This is a genomic window from Microbacterium sp. SCPM-O-B-15248 (M128), assembly GCF_058214835.1.
Window position 1 is genome coordinate 111,363 of the sequence record NZ_JBYQLI010000009.1, and the last position, 16,903, is coordinate 128,265.

17 protein-coding genes are annotated in these 16,903 nt (G+C 72.7%); 9 read left to right on the forward strand and 8 right to left on the reverse strand.

What is annotated here, in order from left to right:
• Positions 1–249: 249 nt before the first annotated feature.
• Together AC3E6M_RS14725 and AC3E6M_RS14730 are read right to left on the reverse strand one after the other, a co-directional pair.
• Positions 250–939, reverse strand: coding sequence for an SDR family NAD(P)-dependent oxidoreductase (locus tag AC3E6M_RS14725; protein WP_490530368.1), 690 nt, complete (start codon positions 937–939; stop codon positions 250–252).
• 167 nt (positions 940–1,106) lie between these two features.
• On the reverse strand, positions 1,107–2,513 hold the full coding sequence (locus AC3E6M_RS14730; RefSeq protein ID WP_138177881.1) for a DUF6421 family protein: 1,407 nt from the start codon (positions 2,511–2,513) through the stop codon (positions 1,107–1,109).
• A gap of 112 nt (positions 2,514–2,625) precedes the next feature.
• On the opposite strand from AC3E6M_RS14730, the gene AC3E6M_RS14735 reads away from it, so the two are divergent.
• From AC3E6M_RS14735 to AC3E6M_RS14745, 3 genes are all read left to right on the forward strand, one after another.
• Entirely contained in the window at positions 2,626–3,114 is a 489-nt protein-coding gene (locus AC3E6M_RS14735; protein ID WP_394529796.1) for an Lrp/AsnC family transcriptional regulator, read from the forward strand.
• A 178-nt stretch (positions 3,115–3,292) separates the two neighbouring features.
• The gene (locus AC3E6M_RS14740) at positions 3,293–4,450 is read left to right on the forward strand and encodes a sensor histidine kinase (RefSeq protein ID WP_490530369.1); all 1,158 of its coding nucleotides are present in this window, start codon (positions 3,293–3,295) and stop codon (positions 4,448–4,450) included.
• A 79-nt stretch (positions 4,451–4,529) separates the two neighbouring features.
• A complete protein-coding gene (locus AC3E6M_RS14745) occupies positions 4,530–5,180 on the forward strand; it encodes a response regulator (RefSeq protein WP_138177794.1) in 651 nt (216 codons plus the stop codon).
• Between the two features lie 15 nt (positions 5,181–5,195).
• On the opposite strand, the gene AC3E6M_RS14750 is transcribed toward AC3E6M_RS14745, so the two are convergent.
• Complete coding sequence (locus AC3E6M_RS14750; RefSeq protein ID WP_490530370.1) at positions 5,196–5,717, reverse strand: hypothetical protein; 522 nt, start codon at positions 5,715–5,717, stop codon at positions 5,196–5,198.
• 85 nt (positions 5,718–5,802) lie between these two features.
• On the opposite strand from AC3E6M_RS14750, the gene AC3E6M_RS14755 reads away from it, so the two are divergent.
• Positions 5,803–6,429 carry a 2-phosphosulfolactate phosphatase gene (locus tag AC3E6M_RS14755; protein WP_490530371.1) on the forward strand — a complete coding sequence of 209 codons (627 nt, stop codon included), beginning with the start codon at positions 5,803–5,805 and terminating at the stop codon, positions 6,427–6,429.
• A 72-nt stretch (positions 6,430–6,501) separates the two neighbouring features.
• On the opposite strand, the gene AC3E6M_RS14760 is transcribed toward AC3E6M_RS14755, so the two are convergent.
• The 4 genes from AC3E6M_RS14760 to AC3E6M_RS14775 form a co-directional block, all read right to left on the reverse strand.
• Positions 6,502–6,990 (reverse strand): SprT-like domain-containing protein, encoded by a 489-nt coding sequence (locus AC3E6M_RS14760; RefSeq protein ID WP_138177800.1) that lies wholly within the window; start codon positions 6,988–6,990, stop codon positions 6,502–6,504.
• A 29-nt stretch (positions 6,991–7,019) separates the two neighbouring features.
• Positions 7,020–7,547, reverse strand: a complete 528-nt coding sequence (locus tag AC3E6M_RS14765; protein ID WP_138177802.1) for a tetratricopeptide repeat protein — start codon at positions 7,545–7,547, stop codon at positions 7,020–7,022.
• 115 nt (positions 7,548–7,662) lie between these two features.
• A complete protein-coding gene (locus AC3E6M_RS14770) occupies positions 7,663–8,529 on the reverse strand; it encodes a spermidine synthase (protein WP_138177804.1) in 867 nt (288 codons plus the stop codon).
• Between the two features lie 34 nt (positions 8,530–8,563).
• The gene (locus AC3E6M_RS14775; RefSeq protein ID WP_490530372.1) at positions 8,564–9,364 is read right to left on the reverse strand and encodes a class II glutamine amidotransferase; all 801 of its coding nucleotides are present in this window, start codon (positions 9,362–9,364) and stop codon (positions 8,564–8,566) included.
• A 77-nt stretch (positions 9,365–9,441) separates the two neighbouring features.
• Here AC3E6M_RS14775 and AC3E6M_RS14780 point away from each other — a divergent pair, with 77 nt between their 5' ends.
• From AC3E6M_RS14780 to AC3E6M_RS14800, 5 genes are read left to right on the forward strand one after another with little or no spacing between them, the layout of a single operon-like run.
• Positions 9,442–10,698: an aminotransferase class V-fold PLP-dependent enzyme gene (locus AC3E6M_RS14780; RefSeq protein WP_490530373.1), complete on the forward strand. Its 1,257-nt coding sequence runs from the start codon at positions 9,442–9,444 to the stop codon at positions 10,696–10,698.
• On the forward strand, positions 10,695–11,792 hold the full coding sequence (solA, locus tag AC3E6M_RS14785) for an N-methyl-L-tryptophan oxidase (RefSeq protein ID WP_490530374.1): 1,098 nt from the start codon (positions 10,695–10,697) through the stop codon (positions 11,790–11,792). The genes AC3E6M_RS14780 and solA overlap by 4 nt, the downstream gene beginning before the upstream one ends.
• Before the next feature lies 1 nt (position 11,793).
• Complete coding sequence (locus tag AC3E6M_RS14790) at positions 11,794–13,293, forward strand: gamma-glutamyltransferase (RefSeq protein ID WP_490530375.1); 1,500 nt, start codon at positions 11,794–11,796, stop codon at positions 13,291–13,293.
• 42 nt (positions 13,294–13,335) lie between these two features.
• Positions 13,336–15,351, forward strand: coding sequence for a primary-amine oxidase (locus tag AC3E6M_RS14795; RefSeq protein WP_490530376.1), 2,016 nt, complete (start codon positions 13,336–13,338; stop codon positions 15,349–15,351).
• Positions 15,351–15,860 carry a hypothetical protein gene (locus AC3E6M_RS14800; RefSeq protein WP_490530377.1) on the forward strand — a complete coding sequence of 170 codons (510 nt, stop codon included), beginning with the start codon at positions 15,351–15,353 and terminating at the stop codon, positions 15,858–15,860. Before AC3E6M_RS14795 ends, AC3E6M_RS14800 begins: the two co-directional genes overlap by 1 nt.
• Before the next feature lie 19 nt (positions 15,861–15,879).
• Here the strand turns inward: AC3E6M_RS14800 and AC3E6M_RS14805 are convergent, their stop codons facing one another.
• Entirely contained in the window at positions 15,880–16,890 is a 1,011-nt protein-coding gene (locus AC3E6M_RS14805; RefSeq protein ID WP_490530378.1) for a LacI family DNA-binding transcriptional regulator, read from the reverse strand.
• Positions 16,891–16,903: the final 13 nt, after the last annotated feature.

Consider the following 16,903-nt stretch of genomic DNA (forward strand, 5'->3'; position numbering starts at 1 on the left):
CGATGCCCTCGACCCGTTCGCCGTGCGTTCGGGCGCGGCATCCGTGGGCGCCGACGTCGATCCCCGCGTCGCCGAGGCTCCAGTGGACAGGACGGGCGGCGGCGTCTCCGCGACGGGCGGTGGCGTCTCCGGGACGGGCGGCAGCATCTCCGGGACGGGCGGCAGCGTCTCCGCGACGGGCGGTGGCGTCTCCGCGACGGCGGCGGATCCGGGTCGGGGCGGCGCGACCGAACCGGACCTCGATCCGCGTTAGCCGACCGGGGGAACGAGGGCGACGACGCGATCGTTGACCGCTTCCGCGTCCTGGCCCCACAGACCGACGAACGCGGCCGCGAGGCCCGCCTCGAGCCCCGCGAGCGCCTTCACTCGGAAGACGACGGCCGCCGCGGATAGCGGGCGTCCGGCATCGCGGGCATCTTTGGCGAAGCCCTGGGCGACGGCCCGCACCCACGCCTCGCTCGCCGCCTTGATGGCGGCATAGTTCGCACCGCCCGCCAGCGGCCGATCCACGGCGGTGGATGACACGATCGCCAGGCGCCCGGCATCCGAGGTGCGCAGATCGGCGTCGAAGGCCCGCGAGACCACGCGCAAAGCCGTCAACGAACGCAGCAGGAACGCGAAGTCCTCATCGCTCTGCCCCGCGAGGCCCCCGCCGCCGCGCCAGCCCCCGACGAGGTGCAGGATGCCGTCGACCCGCCCACGCGCGGCGTGCACGCGCTCGCGCAGGGCGTCCACGGCATCCGCGTCGGTCAGGTCGCAGCGCTCGGTCGCGACGTCGGGGATCTCGGCCCGTACTTCGCGGAGGCGCGCGTCGTCCGACCCCACGACGACGACGCGAGCCCCGGCATCGACGAGGGCCCGCGCCGCGGTGCGGCCCGCCGCGCTCGTTCCCCCCGCCAGCACAACCAGTCGGTCGCGTACCCCTGTGTCGTGGCTCATGGTCTCTTCCCTCCGGGTCGCCTTCGTCGTACGGCGGCATCGGTCCGCGCCGTCGTGCGGAGTCTGCCGTCGACCCGCTGTGCGAGCCGGGGCTGTAGCGGCGTGTCTCGGCCGAACTCCGCGGGACGGCGTGCCGTGGCGGGGAGGACGGGCCGGGATCCCGGGCCTCAGTCGCGGCCGGTGATGCCCTCGGTCGAAGCGATCACGGGGCGCATTTTCTTCTCCAGAGCCTCGAAGAACATCGACAGGGGGAACTCGTCGTCGAGCACGGCGTCGGTGTACCCCTTGGGGAGACCGGCGAGCACCTCGTCGGACAGCCCACGGGCCCAGACCGACGCAGGATGCGGCGTCACCACCGATCGCACCAGGTCGTAGGAGGCCAGCCAGTGGGCGGTCTTGGGTCGGTCGATCGAGCGCCAGTACAGCTCGTCGATGGCGTCGGCGAGGGCGACCACCGCGGCCGGCACCTCGTCCCAGTCGAACGCCAGCGACGTGTCGGTCCAGTGCAGCACGCGACGCTGGTGCAGCCACGCGAAGAGCAGCTGACCGCCCAGCCCGTCGTAGTTGCGGACCCGCGAGCCGGTGATGGCGAAGCGGAAGATGCGGTCGAAGATCACGGCGTACTGCACGAGCTCGGCGTGCTCGAGCATCGCCTGCTCCGCGGCATCCAGGTCGTCGCGTGCGGACAGCCGGGCCTGGATCTCCACGCACTCGCGGAACGCGGTCAGGTCGCACCGCAACTCCTCGAGCGAGTAGAGGAAGAACGGCATCCGCTGCTTGATCATGAACGGGTCGAACGGCAGATCGCCGCGCATGTGCGTGCGGTCGTGGATGATGTCCCACATCACGAACGTGCGCTCGGCGAGGTCCTGATCATCGAGCAGGCGCGCGGCGTTCTCGGGCAGGTCGAGCTTGGTGATCTCGGCCGCGGCGCGGGTCACGCGACGGTAACGGGCGGCCTCGCGGTCCTGGAAGATCGCGCCCCACGTGAAGGCCGGCACCTCGCGCATCGCGACGGTCTCGGGGAAGAGCACCGCCGAGTTGGTGTCGTACCCGGGCGTGAAATCGACCAGGCGCAGCGAGACGAACAGGCCGTTGGTGTACTCGGTCTCGAGGCGCGCGATGAACTCGGGCCAGATGACCTCGACGAGCACCGCCTCGACGTGCCGGTCGCGTGAGCCGTTCTGCGTGTACATCGGGAAGACGACGAGATGACGGATGCCGTCGACCCGGTGCTGCTGCGGCTGGAACGCCACGAGCGAGTCGAGGAAGTCGGGCACGCCGAACCCGGCATCCTTCCATCGCTCGAAGTCCACGACGGACGCGCGGAGGTAGGCATCGTCGTGGGGGAACAGGGGGGTGAGGGCCCGGATCGCGTCGACGATGTCGTCGACGAGGGCACCGGCGCGCGCGTGATCGGATGCCTCCGGAACCGCGCCGTCCGCGGCCTGCAGCGACTGCAGCTGGACGGCGGCGTCCTTGAGCTGAGTCCACGCGGGGGTGTGCTCGACCGTGTCGACCGCGTGCCCGTCGAGCAGGTCGTGCGCGGAGCGCGAGGGTGTCGCGAGGGTCATGGAGGCCTCCGATCGGCGTAGGCGGGAAAGATTCCTGTCAATACCGCATGCTAACGGAAAAATTACGGATGCCGCCACGGAGGCTCCGTCGCATCCTGGTACTGTCGGGCGCATGTCCGACGGTTCCGTTCGCCGCGCGCGGCTCGACGACACCGTCGACGCGGCCATCGTGCGCGAGATCTCCCTCGATGCGCGCGCCACGCTCGCCCACCTGTCCGAGAAGGTCGGCCTGTCGGTCTCGGCGGTGCAGTCGCGGCTGCGGAGGCTCGAGGCGCGCGGCATCGTCCGCGGCTACCGGCCCGTTCTGGATGCCGAGGCGCTCGGCCGCCCGCTCGCCGCTTTCGTCGAGATCACGCCCCTCGATCCGGCGCAGCCCGACAACGCTCCGGATCTGCTCGCGCACCTCAGCGCGATCGAGGCGTGCCACTCGATCGCCGGTGACGCGGCGTACATGCTGTTCGTCCGCGTGCCGACTCCGCGCGATCTCGAGACGCTGATCCGCGACATCCGCACGGCGGCCCAGGTCAACACGCGCACCACGATCGTGCTGCAGACCTTCTTCGAGGCCCGCCCGATCGAGCCCGCCGACTTCCCCGCCTGACGGCGGCGGCCCGCGGCGCCCGGCAACGCGCAGTCCCGGCCTCGCCCCAGCGGCATCCCTGTCCCGGCAGCCCTCCCGCCCCGCCCCCGCCCCCCGCGCCCTCCCTCCCCGCCTCGCCCCCAGCAGATACATCTGCCGACGGATGCCGGCCGTTCCCGTGCCGCGTAGCGTGTGGGGGATGCGCATCGCCCTGCGTCCCCTGCTCCGGTACCAGCGGACCGTCGACCTCGTCGTGGCCGCGGTGTTCGGGCTGTTCTCGATCGTGATCGAGCTGGGGCCGGGAGACGTCGTGAGCAACCTCGGGGCGTTCCTGTTCGTCGCCCTCATGACGGCCGCGTTCGCCTTCCGACGGCTGCAGCCCGGGGTCGCCCTCCTCCTGGCCTGGGCCGGGGCGTGCGTGCAGATGGGGTTCCTGCGCGATCCGTCGCCGACCGACGTCGTCGTGTTCGTCGTGCTCTACGTCTCGGCCGCGTACGGCAGTCGCCGCGTGTTCTGGGCGGGGTTCGTCTCGGCTTTCGTCGGAGCCGCGGTGGCCTCGGCGTACGTGGTCCTGCGCGGGGTGAACGGGGTGTTCAATCCCGACAGTCTCTTCGCCGTCCTCGCGGTGCTGCTGGCCTCGGGCTTCGCGTTCCTCCTCGCCTGGGTGACGGGGGCGCTCGTCCGCACGGCCCACCGCGCCGCCGCCAACGCCGCGGCGCAGCGCGCCGCCGAAGAGGCCACCGTCGCCGAACAGGAGCGTGTGCGCATCGCGCGCGACATGCACGACGTCGTGGCGCATTCGCTCGCCGTCGTCATCGCGCAGGCCGACGGGGCGCGCTACGCCGCCGCTCAGGATCCCGCCGCTGCGACCCAGGCCCTCGCCACGATCTCGTCGACCGCCCGCGCCGCCCTCGGTGACGTGCGGCTCCTGCTGACCCAATTGCGGCACAGTCAGGCCGACGGCCCCCAACCCACCCTCGCGGACGTCGAGACGCTGTATGCGCAGGTGCGGGCCGCCGGGGTCGACCTGCAGGTGTCGGTCGAGCCTCCACCGGACGGCGAGCCCCCCGCCGCGGTGCAGCTCGCGCTCTATCGGATCCTGCAGGAGGCGCTCACCAACGCCCTCCGGCACGGGGCCGACCGCCGGGCCGTCGTTCGGTTCGCATGGCATCCCGACCAGGTCGAGCTCACGGTGGGCAATCGACGGGTCATCGGCGCCGCGCCTCCGTCGTCCGCCGGGCACGGCCTCATCGGAATGCGGGAACGCGCCCAGCTCGTCGGAGGGACGCTGTCGGCGCAGCCCGAAGGAGACGGCTTCGTCGTGCGGGCGAGCCTGCCGATCGGAGCTCCCTCGTGAGAGTGCGGTTCGCCCGCGTCCCCCGTGCGCGGCAGAGTGGATGCCGCAACGTCCCCGCCCCTCGAGAGGAACCGCTGTCATGACCTCGCCGATCCGTGTCGTGCTCGTCGACGATCAGGCCCTCTTCCGAGCCGGCATCCGGATGGTGCTCGATTCCCAGCCCGATATGGAGGTCGTCGGGGAGGCCTCCGACGGCCGGGAGGGGATCGAGGTCGTGCGAGCGACAGGTCCCGACATCGTCCTGATGGACGTGCGCATGCCCGTCATGGACGGTCTCACCGCGACCGCGGAGATCTTGCGCGAACCCCGCGCTCCGCGCGTGGTGGTGCTCACCACGTTCGATCTCGACGAAGCGGCGGCACACGCCATCCAGCACGGCGCAAGCGGATTCCTGCTGAAGGACTCCGACCCGGAGTTCCTGCTGTCGGCCGTGCGCACCGTGCACGCGGGTTCCGCGGTCATCACCGCTGAAGCCACCCGCGATCTCTTCGCCCACATCGCCGAAGGCGGCACGACCGAGCCGGTCCCGGCGAGCTACACCGCGCTCACCGACCGCGAACGGGAGATCTTCGCGCTCGCCGCCACCGGCCTCAGCAACGCCGAGATCGCCGCGCGCGAGTTCTTGTCGGAGGCCACGGTCAAGACGCACGTGAGCCGGATCCTCACGAAGCTCGCGCTCCGCGATCGGGTGCAGCTGGTCGTGTTCGCCTACCGGCACGGTCTGGTCTGACCCGCCCCGGGACGTTCAGGAGGCGGGCGGCTCGGCGTCGTCGTGATCGAGTTCCGGATCGTGCGCCCACGTCGGTGCGAGCGCGCGGATGCGGGTGGCGCGCCATTGCCACATCGCCCACAGCCCCGGCCAGAGCGCGGGGGCGGCGGCGCCGCCGATCGTGAGACGTTCCCGCCACAGCGTCCGGCTCGGGTCGCCGGGGACCGCCGAGACCGCCATCTGGTGATCCCACACGTCCAGCGCCGCCAGCGGGCCGGTGAGCGGCACGCCCCAGTCGCGGAACACCCGCACCGGGCCGTGCGCGTCGCGCGTCGTGCGGTCCGAGACCGAGATGAGCTGGCGGCCGACCGGGAAGACCCCCGCCGCGCGCATCTGGACAGGGACGTCGTCACCCGAGGCGAACGAGGTCGGCATGTCCTCGAGCGGCTCGACATCGAGGAGCGGTCCGTACAGCTCGGCGACCGCCCGCGGGGAATGCAGTGCCCGCCATGCGGCACCCGGATCGCAGGCGATCTCGAACTTCAGCAGAATGCGCATGCTCGCATTGTGTCAACTCCGCGGGCGGCTGCGGGACGGGTTGACGCGGCGAGAGCCCGTGCGCGGCTCGTCGTAGGCTCGAAGGATGCCGCACACCCCCGATCCCCTCGCGCAGGCGAACTACCAGGTGCGACTGGACTGGGGCGAAGCGGGTCTGCGCCGGCTGGCTCCCGCGCACGTCGTCGTGGTGGTGCAGACGTTGGGGCTCTCGGCGCGAGCGATCGCCGCGGCCGAGGACGACCGCACGCTGGCGGCGTCGTCGAGCGACGCCGAGCGGATCGCCCTCGCGGCGGAGCGGGCGGGAGCGCACGTCGTCGTCGCGGGTGTGCGCAACGCCGCGGCTGTCGCCGCGCACGTGCTCGACGTGCAACGTGACCGCGGGGAGCGGACGAGCATCGCCGTCATCGCGGCGGGCGATGCGGACGACGCGCCGGAGTCCGGCGTGCGGTTCGCCGTCGAGGATCTCCTGGGTGCCGGCGCCGTCGTCACCGCGCTCGGCGACCTCGGCATCGACCACGCCTCGCCCGACGCGGCCGTGGCCGGCGAAGGGTTCCGGGCGCTGCGCGGCGCCGTCCGGCATCTCCTCACGGCCAGCGGCACGGGTCGCGTTCTGGCCGACGCGGGTGCGCGTGATCTCGTGCTCGCCGCGGCCGAGCGCGACGCGGCATCCGTCGTCCCGGTCCTGCGCGGGGGTGTGTTCACCGCCGCGTGAGCGGGTGGCGCGGCGAGCGGTGCCGCGTGAGGGCGTGGGCGTCGCCGCGTGAGCCGTGGCGGGGCGTCCGGGTCAGCGGGGCGTCGACGCGGCGAGTCGCGTCGCGGGGGTGATCTCGCGCCGGATCCACGTCAGGGCGAAGCGGGGATCGAAGGACGGAGCGCACTTCGCGCACGACGTGGGGCGTGTCGCGCGACGGTGCCGGTAGGCGACGTGCCCCGCGGGACACGTGCCCACCCACGGCGCCAGTTCGTTCGCGGTCTCTCCGGCGTGCGTGGTGCCCCCGATGTAGCCGAGTTCGCGGGCCGCACGCTTCCACACCGGGCCGTGGCCGGCCTCGGCCCCCGCGAGGGCGTGGGCGACCTCGTGCAGCAGCGTCTGATGATTGGTGTCGTCGTCGTAGCGGGCGGCGAGGTAGCGCGAGACGCTGAGGCGGCGCCGCCCGTAGTCGCAGAGACCCGCGCGGCGCTTGGCGTTGTCGAACGCGAACGACCACGATTCGTCGAGGTGCAGGGCGATCAGGGCCTCCGCCCACACACGCACACGCTGCAGATCGGACATGACGGGAATCGTAGAGGGGGGCTCCGACGTCAGCTCGCCACGACCGCGCGAGTCCGTCGGCGGTCGGCGGCGTCGATCGCGAGCAGCGTCGACTCCAGTTCGGCGTCGGAGGCTCCCGCGTTCTGTCGCAGGAACAGCGCCCGCTTGAAATCCTTGCGCGCGGACTCGTACTCGCCCTCGTCGTAGTGCACCTTGCCCCGGTGCTGCAGGGCGAACGCGGCGATACCGGCCCAGCCCTGACCCTCGGCCTCTTCCGCGCACGCCGTCAGCTCCTGCTCGGCGGCGGCGAAGGCGCCGCGGCACTGCTGGATCGTGGCGTGCAGGATGCGCGCGCGCAACAGGTCGCGGCGCGTTCCGGCCATGCGGGCCACGCGGACGGACTGCTCCGAGACGGTGAGGGCCTCGTCGAACCGGTCGAGCACCTTGAGCAGCCACGTGCGCTCGAGGAGGGCCGGGAGGCTGCGCTGCGAGCCGATCTCCTCGAGCCGCTCCGCGCACTCACGAGAGTCGGTGATCTCGCGCAACGTGTCGGGGTCGTACCCGTGGATATAGCTCACCGTCGCTCCTCTCGAATGGCCGAAGGACTCCAGTCTGCGGTGCGGGGGCCGGATGATCCGCCTCGCCACACCGTCGGGTGGCGAACCTGAGCGAGCGGTCGACCGCGGGTCCGTCTCAGCGCTCGAAGATGGATGCCGAGGGCTTCGGCGACGGTGTCGCATCGGCATCCGTCGCGGGGCGCGCGTCGCGAACGAACTCGTCGATCTCGGCCCCCTGAGCGACCTTCGCGGGGTGGGGTCCGGCCGCCATCAGGCGCGGCAGCCACTCCACCGGCAGCGGCGCGGCCGACGCCGCGACGACGAGGTTGCCGAACCGGCGCCCCTTGAGCACCTGCACCTCCGCGAGCACGATGACCTCGCCCAGGACCTCGCGGATCGTCGCGACCTGCCGGCGGGCGAAGGCGAGCCCGGGTCCATCGGACACGTTGACCAGCAGCACGCCGTCGGGTGCGAGCAGCGCCGCCGCCTCGCGGTAGAACTCCACGGTCGTCAGATGGGCCGGGGTCTGCGCGCCCGAATAGACGTCGCTGACGAGGAGGTCGACGGCGCCGCGCAGACCGGCGGGCAGCCGTCCGACGCCGGCGCGGGCGTCGCCGATGCGCACACGGATCGCCGCGCCGCGGGGGAGCGGGATGTTCTCGCGCACCAGATCCCACAGGGCCGGCTCCAGCTCGATGACCTGCTGTCGCGAGCCCGGTCGCGTGGCTTCGACGTAGCGGGGGAGCGTCAGGGCGCCCGCGCCCAGGTGGACCGCGGTGAGGGGTTGCCCCGGCATCCGGAGTCTGTCGATGACGGCGCCCATGCGCGCCACGTACTCGAAGTGCAAGTGCGTGGGGTCGTCGAGATCGACGTGCGACTGCGGGGTGCCGTCGACGACGAGCTCGGAGCCCGAGACGAACGTCGAGGCTGTCACGCGGGCGATCGATCCGTCCGAGAGGCGCGCCGTCGGGGCGTCGTCGGGTTCCACACGCATGCGAGCCATGTGTCCACGGTAGGCCCGCTCCGGTTCTCGCGCGTCACACGGGTGTCGGACGGGGGATCGGGACGGATGCCAGCCCTTCCGGCGTCACGATCGAGACCGTCTCCTCGGGGAGCGGCGTCCAGCCCTCGAGCGGGATGCCGGTGGTCGCGACGAGGCGCGTGCCGGCCGCGGTGCGCCGCGTGAACAGGCGGTTGTAGCCGTCGCCGTGTCCGGGAGGGAGGTCGACGACGTCGAGCCCGCGTGCGGCGAAGGCGGCGAGCGGCGCCGGCCTCCCGGCGGAGGAGTGCACCGCGACGAGCGCGGTGGGGGTGAGCAGCAGGGCGTTCAGGCACGCGTCGGGGTACAGCGCGCGCACCGCGGCGACCGCGTCGGCGACGGCCCGTGGGTCGACATGCTCCGCGAAGGTGAGGGCGCGGCACACGCGCGCGAAGTACAGCTCGCTGTCGTTGGAGCCGCGCAGGTTCGCGCGTTCCTCGGCGGTGAGCGCTGCGCGCAGCCTTTCGGGCGGCGCCAGCGCGCCGTTGTGCTGGAACGCCACGTGGCCGCGGACGAAGGGCTGCGCCTCGGCTTCGGTCGCGCCGGTCCCCGAACTGCCGAAGCGCAGGTAGAGGAGTGCGGCGGATGTGGGGGTCGGCACCGCGCGCGCCAGGTCGTCGAGCCTGGCGCGTCGATCCGCGACGACGTGGGTCGAGACGCCGTCGTGGCCCCGCCACGCCGACCCCCATCCGTCGGCGTGCACTCGCGACAGCGCGGAGAAGGATGCCAGGACCTCCGGCCCGAGCGCGGTGGCGGCGTTCGCCGGCGCGGTGCCGACGTAGGCGAGCATGCGGGACATGGCACCTCCAGATCGAGAAGCAAGATTGGATCCACATGTAGTATGTTTGGATCCTACTCGGAGGTATCCCGTCCCCCATGAACTCGCTCCCCACCGCAGACGCCGCGCTGGCCGCGGTACCCGCGCCCCCCGTGGACGGACCCCCTATCGACGTGGCCGCCGAACGGCGCCGCACGACCGGATCCACGCTGGCCAGCCACTTCAACGCCGCGGGCGCGGCACTGCCCACCCATGGCGTGGTCGCCGCCGTCGTCGAGCACCTCCGCCTCGAAGAGACCAAGGGTGGGTACGAGGCCGCCGCCGAGCGCCGCGGCCGACTCGACGACGTGTACGCGTCCGCCGCCACGCTGGTCGGGGCGGAGCCGGCCGAGATCGCACTGTTCGACAGTGCCTCGACCGGGCTGCGGGTGATGCTGGACGCCCTCCGCCCGCAGCGCGGGCAGCGCATCGTCGCCTCCAGCAGCACGTATGTCAGCCACGCCCTGCACCTCATGAGCCTCGCGCGCGAACAGGGCATCGATCTCGTCATCGCCCCCTACGACGAGCGGCGCCGCGTCGACGTCGCCGCTCTCGATGCGCTCCTCTCGGACGGGGTACCGTCGATCGTGACGGTCGCCCACGTGCCCACTTCGTCCGGTCTCGTCGAGCCGGCCGCCCAGATCGGGGAGGTCGTGCGGCGTTACGGCGGGACGTACATCCTCGACGCGACCCAGTCGGTCGGTCATCTGTCCGTCGACGTGGAAGAGATCGGCTGCGACATCCTCGTCACGACCGGGCGCAAGTTCCTGCGGGCGCCGCGCGGCACCGGCTTCGCCTATGTGCGCGACACCCTCCAGGACCGGCTGCTCCCGACGGCCCCGGACGTGCGTGGAGCACGCTGGACCTCGAGCGCCTCGTGGGAGCTCGACGCCTCGGCGCGGCGTTACGAGACCTGGGAGGGGGCGGTCGCCGCGCGCCTCGGACTCGGCGTGGCCCTCGACGAGGCGATCGCGCGCGGCATCCCATCGACCGCGCAGTGGCTCGTCGCCGCGGGTGAGCGTCTTCGCGCCGGACTCGCCGGTCTCGACGGCGTCGCGGTCGCCGACCCGCCGGGCACCCGCTCGGCCATCGTGACGTTCGTCATCGACGGCGTGGCCCCCGCCGACGCGGTCGTCGAGCTCGCGCGCCGGGGCGTGCGCGTCGTCTCGGTTCCCGCCACGCACGGGCAGTGGGATCTGGGCGACCGTGGCGTGCCGAGTGTCGTCCGCGCTTCACCGCACGTCTACAACGACGAGACCGATGTGGCCGCTCTCGTCGACGGTGTCGCCGAGATCAGCGCGGGGGTCACTCGATGACCGCCGCGGTCTCGGCCGACGTCGTCGTGCTCGGGCTCGGCATCCACGGGATGGCCACGGCCGCGAGTCTGGCCCGACGCGGCCTGCGCGTCGTCGGCATCGACCGATTCGCGCCGGCGCACGCCCGCGGATCCTCGCACGGCCGCACGCGAATGATCCGGCGCGCCTACCCGAACCCGGTGTGGAATCCGCTCGTCGAGAAGGCGTTCGACGCGTGGGAGTCCCTCGAGCGCGAGACCGGCACCGTCCTGCTGCATCGCACCGGCGGACTGTACGCCCACGATGGTGCAGCGCAGCTGCAGGGTCCGGATTGCGTCCTCGTCGAGGACCCCGCCGAGATGGCTTCCCTCATGCCGTCGTTCGCCGTCCCCGACGGCTACCGCTCCGTGTACGACCCGTCGGCGGGGGTGATCGAGGCCGAACGCGCCCTCGTCGCGCTGCGGCACGTGGCCACGACGGCCGGTGCCGATCTCCGCTCCGATGAGCGGATCCTGGGCTGGGACGCGGGCCCGACCGGCGTCGAGGTCCGCACCGACCGCGGTGTCGTCCGCGCCGCGCGTCTCGTCGTGGCCGCGGGACCGTGGGCGGGGAGGCTCCTGCCGCAGCTGTCCGACCTGCTCGAGGTCTGGCGCATCCTGACCGTCACCGTCCGGCCCGGGCAATCCGCGGGGATCCCGCCGGCGCTCGGCGCGTTCTCGGTCGATCGTCCCGAGGGGCTCGTCTTCGGCATCCCGGATGCCGACGGCAACGGCGTCAAGCTCGGAGTGGATGCCGGAGAGATCTGGGATCCCGAGACCCCCGTGGCCCCGCCGACCCCGGCCGAGGTGCAGGAACTGCGCGCGCTGCTGCACACGTACGTGCCCGCCCTCGACACCGCCCCCGTCGAAGCGGCCGCGTGCCTGTACACGATGACCGCGGACAAGCGCTTCGTGATCGGCGCGCTCGCCGACACCCCCGAGGTCATCGCCGTGTCCGCGTGCTCGGGCCACGGGTTCAAGTTCGGACCCGCTCTCGGCGACGCCGTCGCCGATCTGTGCGAGGGCATCCCCCGGGCCGACCTCGACTTCCTCTCGACCGCTCGACGGGGGATCTGACATGACCACCGCCCTGGCCGCCCCTCACGCCGCCGCCGTCGACGCGGGACGTTCCGCCATCGCCGTCGGGGGCAACGCCCTGGATGCCGCGCTCGCCGCGGCAGCGATGCTCACCGTCGTCTATCCGCACCAGTGCGCCCTCGGCGGTGACGTCATCGCGCTCGTCCGTCGCCCCGACGGCTCCACGACCGCGGTCGTCGCGGCCGGGACCGCACCGGCGGCCATCGCCGAGGCGTCCGCCTCCTGGCGCGAGATCCCCCGCGCGGGAGCCGCTTCGGTCACCGTCCCGGGCGTGCTCGCCGGGTGGCGCGCGATCGCCGAGCTCGGCGCCACCCTGCCGCTGGGGCGCGCTCTGCAGGCCGCCGCCGACGTCGCCGAGAACGGGATCCCGGTCAGCGCCGGTCTCGACCGTGCTCTCGTCTCGCGCGCCGACGCGATCCGCTCTGACCCGGGCCTGCGCGCGGTGTTCACCCGCGACGATGCGCTGCTGGTCGAGGGGGACGCCCTCGTCCAGCCCGCGCTGGCGCGGTCGCTCCGGCACCTCGCCGACGACCCCGACGCCTTCTACCGCGGGGACATCGCCCACTCTCTCGTGCGCACGCTGCGCGCCGGGGGCGGCACGCACACCGCGGAGGACTTCGCCGGCTACCGCCCCGAGGTCGTCGACGCGCTCAGCGAGCGGATCGGCGGCGCCGTATGGAGCGTGGCTCCGCCGCCCTCCGTGGGGGCCGTGCTCCTGGGCGTCGCCGCCGCCGCCGAGGGCGACCCGGGTGCCGCTGCCCTGTTGGAGGCCAGCGTGCGGGGAGCGCACGCGCGGGGCGCCCACTTGGGCGATCCCCTCGCCGGGCCGGTCGATCTCGCCGCGCTCCTGGCGCTGCAGGGCCCGGCGCCCGGCGGGCCCGGGGAGCCGCGCCCGCAGGGCGACACCGCCGCGGTGGTCGCGATGGACGACGAGGGCTACGCCGTGACCATCGTGCAGAGCGTCTACCAGACCTTCGGCTCGGGGCTGCTCGACCCCGAGACCGGCATCCTGCTCCACAACCGGGGGAGCGCGTTCTCGCTCGACCCGTCCTCGCCCGCGGCCGTCCGGCCCGGCGCACGCCCGCCCCACACCCTCGCCCCGGCCATCGTCGATCGCGGCGACGTGACCGTGGTGGCCGGATGCCAGGGCGGACGGGCGCAGCCGTGGATCCTCGCGCAACTGCTGCCCGACGCGATCGACCCCGCCACCGACCTGGACGAGCTCCTCGCCCGCCCACGCTGGGTGATCGGCGACCGCGACCTCGGGCACGACCGACTGACCTTCGTCGCCGAGCCCGGCACCGCCGAGGAGGCGAACGTCCGCGCCGCCGCGCTGGGGCTCGGGATCGCCGCGTTCGCCGGGCCCGCGGACGAGGCCGGCCACGTCCAGCTCGTCCGACGCGTCGGCTCCGCCGGTGTGCGCGACGCCGCGAGCGACCCCCGGGCCGACGGTGTCGCCGTCCTCGTCCCCACCCCCTGACCCGCCCCACCGCACCAAGCCCCACCGCACCAAGGAGACCCGATGACCGCCGAACGGCACTGGAGCGACCCCCTCACCCCCACCGAGATCGTCGAGGTCACCGCGCTCGTGCGCGCGGACGAGCGCATCGGGTCGGAGCCGCGCTTCTGGGGCATCGCCGTCGAGGAGGGCCTGGCCCGCAGCCTCGCCCCGGGGCAGGGGCGCCCGGTGCGCCTGGTGGTCATGAACCCCGCGGCCCACGCCGCGTGGGAGGTCACGGCCTGGACCTCTGGCACGGACCGGCCGGCCTCGCTCGGCTCGTGGTCGCCCGTGGATGCCAAGCGCCCCGGTGTCTCGAGCGACGAGGCGCGCGCGATCGCCCGCGCGGCCCGCGAGCACCCGCTGCTGAAGGAGGCGCTCGCCAAGCGCGGCATCACCGACACGACGCACGTGTGGGTGGACCCCGAGTCGATCACCGGCTTCGAGCCGGAGGACCTCATGGACCGCCGTCTGTCGTGGGGCACGGTCTGGTACCGCGAGAGCGCGGACGACAACGGCTACGCGCGTCCGGTCGCCGGCCTCGTGCCGATCCTCGACCTCGAGACGCTCGACATCATCCGCATCGAGGACCACGGCGTCATCCCGATGGCGAGCGAGGGCGGCAACTACCGTTCGGGCACCTGGGGACCCGACCGCACCGTCGCCCCGCTGGAGATCACCCAGCCCGAGGGTCCCGGCTTCACCGTCGAGGGCCACAAGGTCACGTGGCAGAACTGGTCGTTCCGCATCGGCTTCACGCATCGCGAGGGTCTCGTGCTGCACGACATCGCCTACCGCGACGGCGACGTCAGGCGTCCGGTCCTCCGTCGCGCGGCGGTCAACGAGATGTACGTCCCGTACCTCGACTCCGATCCCACGGCCTACCGCAAGAACTTCTTCGACTGGGGCGAGTACGGAGCCGGTCCGCTCACGGCATCCCTCGAACTCGGATGCGACTGCCTCGGCGAGATCCACTACTTCGACGCGCACGTGCTCGACGGCCTCGGCGAGGCCCAGACGATCACGAACGGCGTGTGCCTGCACGAGGAGGACTCCTCGATCCTGTGGAAGCACGTCAACACGCGCACCGGCGAGGCGGACGTCCGCCGTTCGCGGCGCCTCGTGATCTCGTTCTTCGCCACCGTCGCCAACTACGACTACGGCTTCTACTGGTCGCTGTACCAGGACGGCTCGATCGAGTTGGAGATCAAGCTCACCGGCATCCTGTCGGTCTCGGGAATCGACGACGGCAAGATGCCGCCGTTCGGCCGCATGGTGAGCCCCAACGTCCAGGCGCCCACGCACCAGCACTACTTCGCCGTGCGCATGGACACCGCGATCGACGGACCGAAGAACCGCCTGGTCGAGGTGCACGCCGAGGTCGAGGAGGACGAGGAGCTCAACCCCTGGGGCAATGCCGTCAAGATGGTGTCGGAGGTCATCGCGTCCGAGAAGGATGCCGGGCGCATGGCCGACGCGTCTCGTGCGGTGCACTGGCGCGTCGAGAACACCGAGCGCACCAACCGCTTCGGTGAGAACACCGCCTACCGCCTCTCGGCGATGCACACCACGCGCCTGTTCGCCCGGCCCGGCAGCGTCGTCGCCCGCAAGGCGCCGTTCGTCTCGAAGCACCTGTGGGCCACGGCGTACGACCCGGCGGAGCGCTTCATCACGGGCGACTACCCGAACCAGGCGCCGCTCGAGGCCGAGGGCATCACCGCGTGGCAGCAGGCGGACCGCCCGCTCGACGGGGCGGAGCTCGTGCTCTGGCCGATCGTCGGCGTGCACCACTACCCCAAGCCCGAGGAATGGCCGATCATGCCGGTGCACCGCATCGGTCTGCGGTTCGAGCCCGACGGCTTCTTCACCCGCAACCCCTCGCTCGACCTGCCGCCGTCCTCGGGCGGCGACCACTGCCATGCGCCTGTTGCGGGCTCCGGTGGGGCCGTGGCCGAGGGCCACGCGTTCCACGGGCACGACGCAGGCGGTCACGACCACTCCGCACACGGGCACGACCACCACGGGCACCACGGGCACTGATGGGGGAGGTGCTGCACGCCGGGGCGTTGGTGGCGACGGCGGCGGGCGCGTGCTGCGTCGCCGCCGACCGCCCCGCCGCGCGCGTGCGCGAGCTCCTGATCGCCGCGCTCATGCTCCTCGCGATGGGCGACATGGTGGTCGGCGGCGGGCGGGTGCCGGCCGTGTTCTGGGCCGCAGCGCTGCTCGTCGCGGCGCTGGTCGCGGTGGTGCCGGGGCCGGTGCGGCGGACGGCTGACCGGCGGATGCGGGCATTCGACGCCCTCGGTGCGGTGCTGATGGCGGCGTTGCTGCTCGCCGCGCACGTCCCGGCATCCCCCGGTTCGTCCCATCACGGGGCGGGCGCGTTGCCGCTCGTGCTGCTCACCCTCGTCGGGGTGGCGGCGTATGCCGTGGGCGGGGTCGTGCTGTTCGTCACGACGCACCGCGAGCGTCCGCTCATCGTGCGGCTTCCGCCGCTGGCGATGGGCGCGTCGGCGGTGCTGATGGCGGTGCCGCTGGCGCTGGGGTGACGTCCGTCGCGAGACCGTCTCAGATCGGTGCGGTGGTCTCGCGGACCACCAACCGGGGCGCCTCGGCCCATTCGCATCCGGGCTCGCTCGTGGGATCGGTGATGAGTCGATGGATGTCGTCCGCGACCACGGTCGCGTGGGGGAAAGCGATCCGGACGGTCGTGAGGGGCGGCTGTGCCACCGAGCCGGCGACGAGGTCGTCGGAGCCGACGACGGCGACCGAGCCGGGGACGTCGACTCCCTGACTGCGCAGTGTTCCCAGCAGGAGCAGCGCGTAGTCGTCGTCGTAGGCGTAGACGCCGTCGATGCCTGCTGAGCTGAGGGCCGCGGCCACCTCCTCGGCGGACTCGCGCGTGTAATCGATGGACAGCTCCGTCAGCCGCACTCCGCGGGCCTGGGCGGCTGATCGGGCCGTGGAGGCGCGGCTGCGGGCGATGTGCTGCAGCTGACGATCTCGGGGGATCAGCACGGCGAGGCTCCGTCGCCCCGTGGCGATGAGGTGTTCGACGGCGATCCTCCCCGCCTCCGCCTGCTGCGTGATCAGGGTCAGGATGCCGGGTTGGGGCGTCTCTCCCGTCGTGATGAGGACGCGCGTGCCCGTGCGACGGAGCAGGGCGACGGCGTCGTCGGGGAGATTGAGCCCGCCGATGGTGAGCACCGCGACGGGGCGGAGCTCCGACCACGCGCGCGCCGCGTCAGCGGGGGCGAGATGACGACTGCCATAGGTGACGAACGTGAGGCCGTGCGCACTCAACGCCTCCTCGAGTTGATCGGTCCAGGAGCTCAGGAGATGCCCCACCGGACCGGAGGGCGAGGGCATGAGGACGAGGGACGAGTACCCCTTCCGCAGGGCTCGGGCTCCGGAATGCGGGACGTAACCGAGTTCGCGCGCCACGCGGCGCACCCGCTCGCGGGTCTCGTCGGCCAGGGCGATGGTGTCGTTGCCGTTCAGCACGAAGGAGACGGTGGAACGGGAGACGCCGGCGGCGAGGGCGACGTCGCTGCTGGTCACCGGACGGGACTGCTGCATCTCGCTCCTCCTC